Origin of the sequence: Ferroglobus sp. (assembly GCF_015521575.1) — an archaeon.
Classification (GTDB): Archaea; Halobacteriota; Archaeoglobi; order Archaeoglobales; family Archaeoglobaceae; genus Ferroglobus.
In genome coordinates, this window is the sequence record NZ_WANY01000256.1 from 1 (window position 1) to 4,852 (window position 4,852).

6 protein-coding genes are annotated in these 4,852 nt (G+C 43.9%); 5 read left to right on the forward strand and 1 reads right to left on the reverse strand.

Features of this window, described 5'->3' with window-relative positions; translation table 11 throughout:
• The 4 genes from F7C14_RS10215 to F7C14_RS10230 all read left to right on the forward strand — a co-directional run.
• Positions 1 to 245 (forward strand): hypothetical protein (locus F7C14_RS10215; protein WP_290902549.1); only part of this gene is annotated, 245 nt, incomplete at its 5' end.
• Positions 246 to 581: 336 nt separating this feature from the next.
• The gene (locus tag F7C14_RS10220) at positions 582 to 1,259 is read left to right on the forward strand and encodes an ABC transporter ATP-binding protein (RefSeq protein WP_290902551.1); all 678 of its coding nucleotides are present in this window, start codon (positions 582 to 584) and stop codon (positions 1,257 to 1,259) included.
• Positions 1,256 to 2,632: a hypothetical protein gene (locus tag F7C14_RS10225; protein WP_290902553.1), complete on the forward strand. Its 1,377-nt coding sequence runs from the start codon at positions 1,256 to 1,258 to the stop codon at positions 2,630 to 2,632. The genes F7C14_RS10220 and F7C14_RS10225 overlap by 4 nt, the downstream gene beginning before the upstream one ends.
• Positions 2,629 to 3,246, forward strand: a complete 618-nt coding sequence (locus tag F7C14_RS10230; RefSeq protein WP_290902555.1) for a hypothetical protein — start codon at positions 2,629 to 2,631, stop codon at positions 3,244 to 3,246. The genes F7C14_RS10225 and F7C14_RS10230 overlap by 4 nt, the downstream gene beginning before the upstream one ends.
• Here F7C14_RS10230 and endA read toward each other — a convergent pair.
• Positions 3,194 to 4,078: a tRNA-intron lyase gene (gene endA / locus F7C14_RS10235; protein ID WP_290902557.1), complete on the reverse strand. Its 885-nt coding sequence runs from the start codon at positions 4,076 to 4,078 to the stop codon at positions 3,194 to 3,196. The two genes, F7C14_RS10230 and endA, sit on opposite strands and share 53 nt — an antisense overlap.
• Positions 4,079 to 4,184: 106 nt before the next feature.
• On the opposite strand from endA, the gene F7C14_RS10240 reads away from it, so the two are divergent.
• Positions 4,185 to 4,852: SDR family NAD(P)-dependent oxidoreductase (locus F7C14_RS10240; RefSeq protein ID WP_290902559.1), on the forward strand; the 668-nt coding region annotated here is incomplete at its 3' end.

The following is a 4,852-nucleotide window of genomic DNA, read 5'->3' on the forward strand; positions in this document are numbered from 1 at the left end:
ACTTTACCCAAGGTTCGAATGGATGTCACAATACTTTTGAGACTTTTCTCGGAATCCGCGAGATTGGAATATTTCTGACGATGAGCAAAATCCGAATGGACACGACCTCAAAGCTCAGGAAAATTCTGAATCTGAAGCCGGGGAGCACGGTAATAGCGAAAGTTGTTGGTGAGGGTAGGGTTTTATTAGAAGTAAACCCGACGATCGAGGATCTGCTGAAAAAAACCCAAGAAAGTAAAGCTTAGCTTCGAAGAAATAGGAAAAACTTAGCATCGAGATTCAAAAGGAGGCGGGCATAATTGAGGGTTGAGTAGTGTTCAGAACGAAAAACCTCCTTAGAGCTACACCTCTCACCAACTCTGAGATTGAAGAAATCGCAGATAGACTTTTGATTGATAAGGGCTTGAAGGATTACTTTGATCGGACAATATACGCAACTTCCGTCGTTTTTCAGCTGGCTTTGGTGACAGAAGACTCTCAAGTTGTAACTCTTTTACTAAATTTTGGGGAAAGCGCAGTTCCCAGAAAGTTGGAGTAGATAAGTTTCATAAAAATTTTATGCATTTTCTTTAACGTTGGGTGTGTTTGCGATAGAGGTAGTTGATTTAAAGAAGAATTTTGGAAAAACGGTTGCTCTGAACGGTCTGACGTTTAGAGTCGATTACGGAGAAGTCTACGCTTTACTTGGCCCAAACGGAGCCGGAAAAAGTACGACGCTAAAAATTCTCGTCGGTTTGCTTAAGCCAGATGGTGGGGTGGCTAAAATCGACGGGGTGGATGTGAAAAACAGAGCGGAAGTCATGAAAAAGATTGGTTATATTCCGGAAGAACCCGTCCTCTTTCCGTATTTGACAGCCAAGGAAGTTCTGGTTTATTCAGCGAAATTAAGGGGACTTAAGGATTGCGAGGACAGAATCGAGTACCTTCTCAACATCTTTTCTTTGGAAGGAGATAAAATCGTTGCTGGCATGTCGAAGGGAATGGTTCAGAAATTAGCAGCATGCGTGGCTTTTCTTCACGAGCCGGAGATTCTGATAATGGACGAGCCGATGGCGAACATGGATCCAGAATCGCAACACGTTTTCAAGAAAGAAATAAGGAGGATGAAAGCCACCGCCCTAATTTCCACCCACCAGCTTGCCGAAGTGGAGAAGTTCTGCGATAGAGTTGGAGTGATATCCAAAGGGAAACTCGTTGCAGAAGCGAGCATTAGAGAAATTGACGAGCTTGAACGCTTTTTCTTGGAGGTGGCGAAGTGAAGTTTCTTGGCGTGGCAAGAGTTCTAATTGTAAATCAGCTCAAGGCTTACCGCGTTCATAGGTATTTGATAGTCCTCGACTTGCTAATTTTGCTCGGTTTTGCGCCTTTCTTTCTTCTTCTGATCGACAACAAATTGGTAGTCGAAATGTACAGAATGGTGACGAGTTTAATTCCTCTGGAAGAGTTAAAAAGGTATCTGTCGGCTGTAATTTCCGCTTTGATATTTCTTGATGCGGCGCGAATGAGGGGGAAGGTCATCACTTTTAAAGAACATCATTCGATTTTTCTGTATCCGGTAAGCGTCAGGGACTTTCTGTTCGGCAGAATCCTCTCGGAAATTTTTACTTTCCTGAAATTCTCGATTCCGTTTCTCCTGATGTTTTATTCCCTGACCTACATTTCCGGAAGCTTACTCTCGGCACTTTTAGCGTACTCGCTGCTTCTCCTTGGATTAGCATACCTTTCGGCTGTATCCTCAGCCTTAAGGTTGCTCGGGTTAAAGAATGCGTTGATTGCACTTTCCCTCCTTTCGATCCTCGACATCCTCACGGGGAAAATTACAGCTTCCTTCCTCTTTTACGTTGTAGTCGACGCCATCCACAGCAGTTACACTTCGCCGAACTTGCTACCTTTTTCAGTGGCATTTATTACCTCTTTCACTCTCCTTGCCGTTGTTTCCGGCAAAGTCCAGGTGGATGTGGAAGTCCTTCACCAACTTTTGAGATCCAACGTCAGGAGCGAGTATGTGGAGGGAATTTTAACGAAATCGATTTTGGAGCTGAAAAGAACGAAGCTAATCTACACACCGATCCTCGCTGTTTTCACGTTTTCAATTGGAAAACTCATCGCAAGCTACTTACCAAATCCTTTTCCGAGCTTTGTTCTGATTTACGTGGTTCTCCCCATAGCGAGTGTCATGGAGTATTATGCCATGCAGGAAGCTGCGGTTTTGTGGCTCTACAGAGTCAGCAACTCCGTTAGCGAGTTCGCAAGGAGCATCGTTCTGAAAACATTTCTGAGCGGCGCACTCACGATGTTCCCGATACTTGCGTTTTTCGTTCCGCTGAGCGTGTCTTTAGGCGTGGTTATCCTTTCGGTATCATTTGTGGCTGCTCTGTCGGTTGTTTGCTCTCTTGTAGCTGTGAAGCTTGCTTCTGAGATGAGAATAAGCGTGAAATTCGCTGGTGTGCCGGAAAGCAGAGCGGTGGCGGAAAGTATAGGCTTGTTCTACTTTTTTGTTATATTTCTAACAAGCACAATTTTTGCAGCTCTCATCGTATTTTTCGGGCATTTCGCACTTCTGGCAATTTTCCTTCCGTTCCTTGGTGTGAAGATCGTGGAGTATTACGCGGAGGAGGTGAGTTTAAGGTGACATACGCTTTGGTTTACAGGTATTCGAAGAAAAGCATTTATACGCTCGCTTTACTTCTTGCCGCTTTTGTTTTTACAGCACTTCTAATCCAAATCTTCGACTCTATAGTAGCTGTTGCAGTTTTCCTGATTTTTATTTATATCGCTTTCAGACTTCCTTTGATAGTTCTGGCGAAAAGCGTGGAGAAGGTTGAAGTTGAGAAGATTGCCGAGGTGGAAATGAGTCTGAAAGAAGTTTTCAAAGCTCTTCTTTCATCTTCGAAAAGTTACCTTTTGTTTTTCCTTGCTCTTCTGTTTCTGACCCTCCTCGTTTTGGTTCTCAAGCCCCTCTACACCACACTGCCGCTAAACCTGCTGCTAATCACGTTTGTCGTTCCTATCACCGGGAACACGAGAGTGATTGTTTGTAAGGAAGGCGTGGTGGACGGAAGACTCGTACTGAACAGGTGGGAGGATTTCGCCGGAATTGAGGAAAAAGACGAATGGGTTATCTTAAAGAGGAGGTTCGATTTTCCTATAGTTTTGCCTGAAGATACGTGGGTAAAACTCAAAATGGTCGAAGTTAAATCCTCACCCTCTCGACGAGCAAATATTTCGGCTTCTCATCGACCATAGCGTATATCATTTTCTTTTTCACGCTTTGAGCAAGCCTTGTGTCTCCGGCAAGCTCCCTCATGCTCACCCTCTCTTTCAACTTCACAAGGTATTTCGAGTGGGTAAGCTCTTTAACGCTCTTTACAGCTTCGTAAACTCGAAAATCGCTTCCAAATTTGAAACCGGTTTTTACCATGAATTTCCTTTCCCTCAAATCCCTGTAGACCCTGTAAAGTTTTTCGTCGACTTTTTCCCTCAGAAAACTTTCGTCTTCATCGCTCAGAATGAGGAATCCCTTCTCAAGCAAATAAAGGGACTCAACGAGGGATAATGCCACGTAGCCGCTTTTTTCCGTTCCATAAAAATATTTTCTGAAAATCTCAACGTCCTTTACGATCACCCTCTCCCCGCAGAGAAAACCTCTCACCTCTCTCAGCTTTTCCTCATGCTTTCCAAATTCGTTAAAGCTTGAAATTCTGTAAAATGTTACGTCGCTCTCCTCATCAACCACCGCAAGTTTTTTCCCGGCAAGTTTTTCCAGATCCTCGAAACTCAATACTTCGTTCTCTGAAATAGGAACGTACTCTTCGAATTCCCCAAATCTTATTTTTCTCCCACTTTCCCTCAGCCTTTCGAAAACGAAGTACTCTGTAAGCTTCGCTCTTTTCAAAAGCTCGGGAAGCTCGACTTTCCTACCTTTTTCGTAAACTTCAAGCGTGCCCTTTGACAACAAGTAGGAAGATTCCTCCAAAGTTAGTGTGAGTTTGGAGTCTTTTCTTTCTCCAAAATTTCTTGAATACAATCTTTGGGAGAAATTCAGCTCCACATAGCTTCCTCTTAGCTCACCCTTCATTAAACGGAAATATGCTTACCGTTTAAAAAATCCACGGGTGAATTCAACTTTACTTTGTTGAGTTAATTTTAAATAGTTATTTTACAATGTAACGTTAGGTGATGCTATGGAGTTCGAGGGCAAGGTTGTTCTCGTAACCGGAGCTGCCAGAGGTATCGGCAGAGCAATAGCTGAGGCTTTCGCCAAAGAGGGTGCTAAAGTTGTGATCAACGACATAAGCGAGGAAGGAGCAAAGAAAGCTGCCGAGGAGATAAAAGCTTCTGGAGGAGAGGCTTACGGAATAAGAGCTGATGTCACGAATTACGAGGATGTTAAGAGGATGGTGGAGGAAGTAAAGAAAGTTTACGGAACGGTTGATATCCTCGTCAACAACGCCGGCTACTGGACTACTAAGCTCTTTAAGGACACCACGCCAGAGGACTGGGAGAAGGACATAAAGATATGCTTTTACGGAGTTCTTCACTGTACTCATGCTGTGATAAAAGACATGATGGAGAAGAAGTACGGAAGGATAATAAACATAGTAAGCGACGCGGGAAGAATAGGAGAGCCGTTCTTGGCGGTTTACTCCGGAGCTAAGGGAGCTATTATCGCTTTCAGCAAAGCTTTGGCTAAGGAAGTTGCAAGGTATAACATAACGGTAAACTGTGTTTCTCCGGGAATAACCAAAACTCCCGGTGTTGAGGAGTTTTTGAAGAGCGTTGGAGGAGAGGAGAAGCTCGTCAAAGTTTATCCAAGGGGAAGACTCGGTTTGCCAGAGGATGTTGCTAATGC

What these genes read in the sequence shown, in the direction of transcription:
- endA (WP_290902557.1), bottom strand. Translation starts at nt 4,078, where the DNA reads ATGAAGGGTGAGCTAAGAGGAAGCTATGTGGAGCTGAATTTCTCCCAA.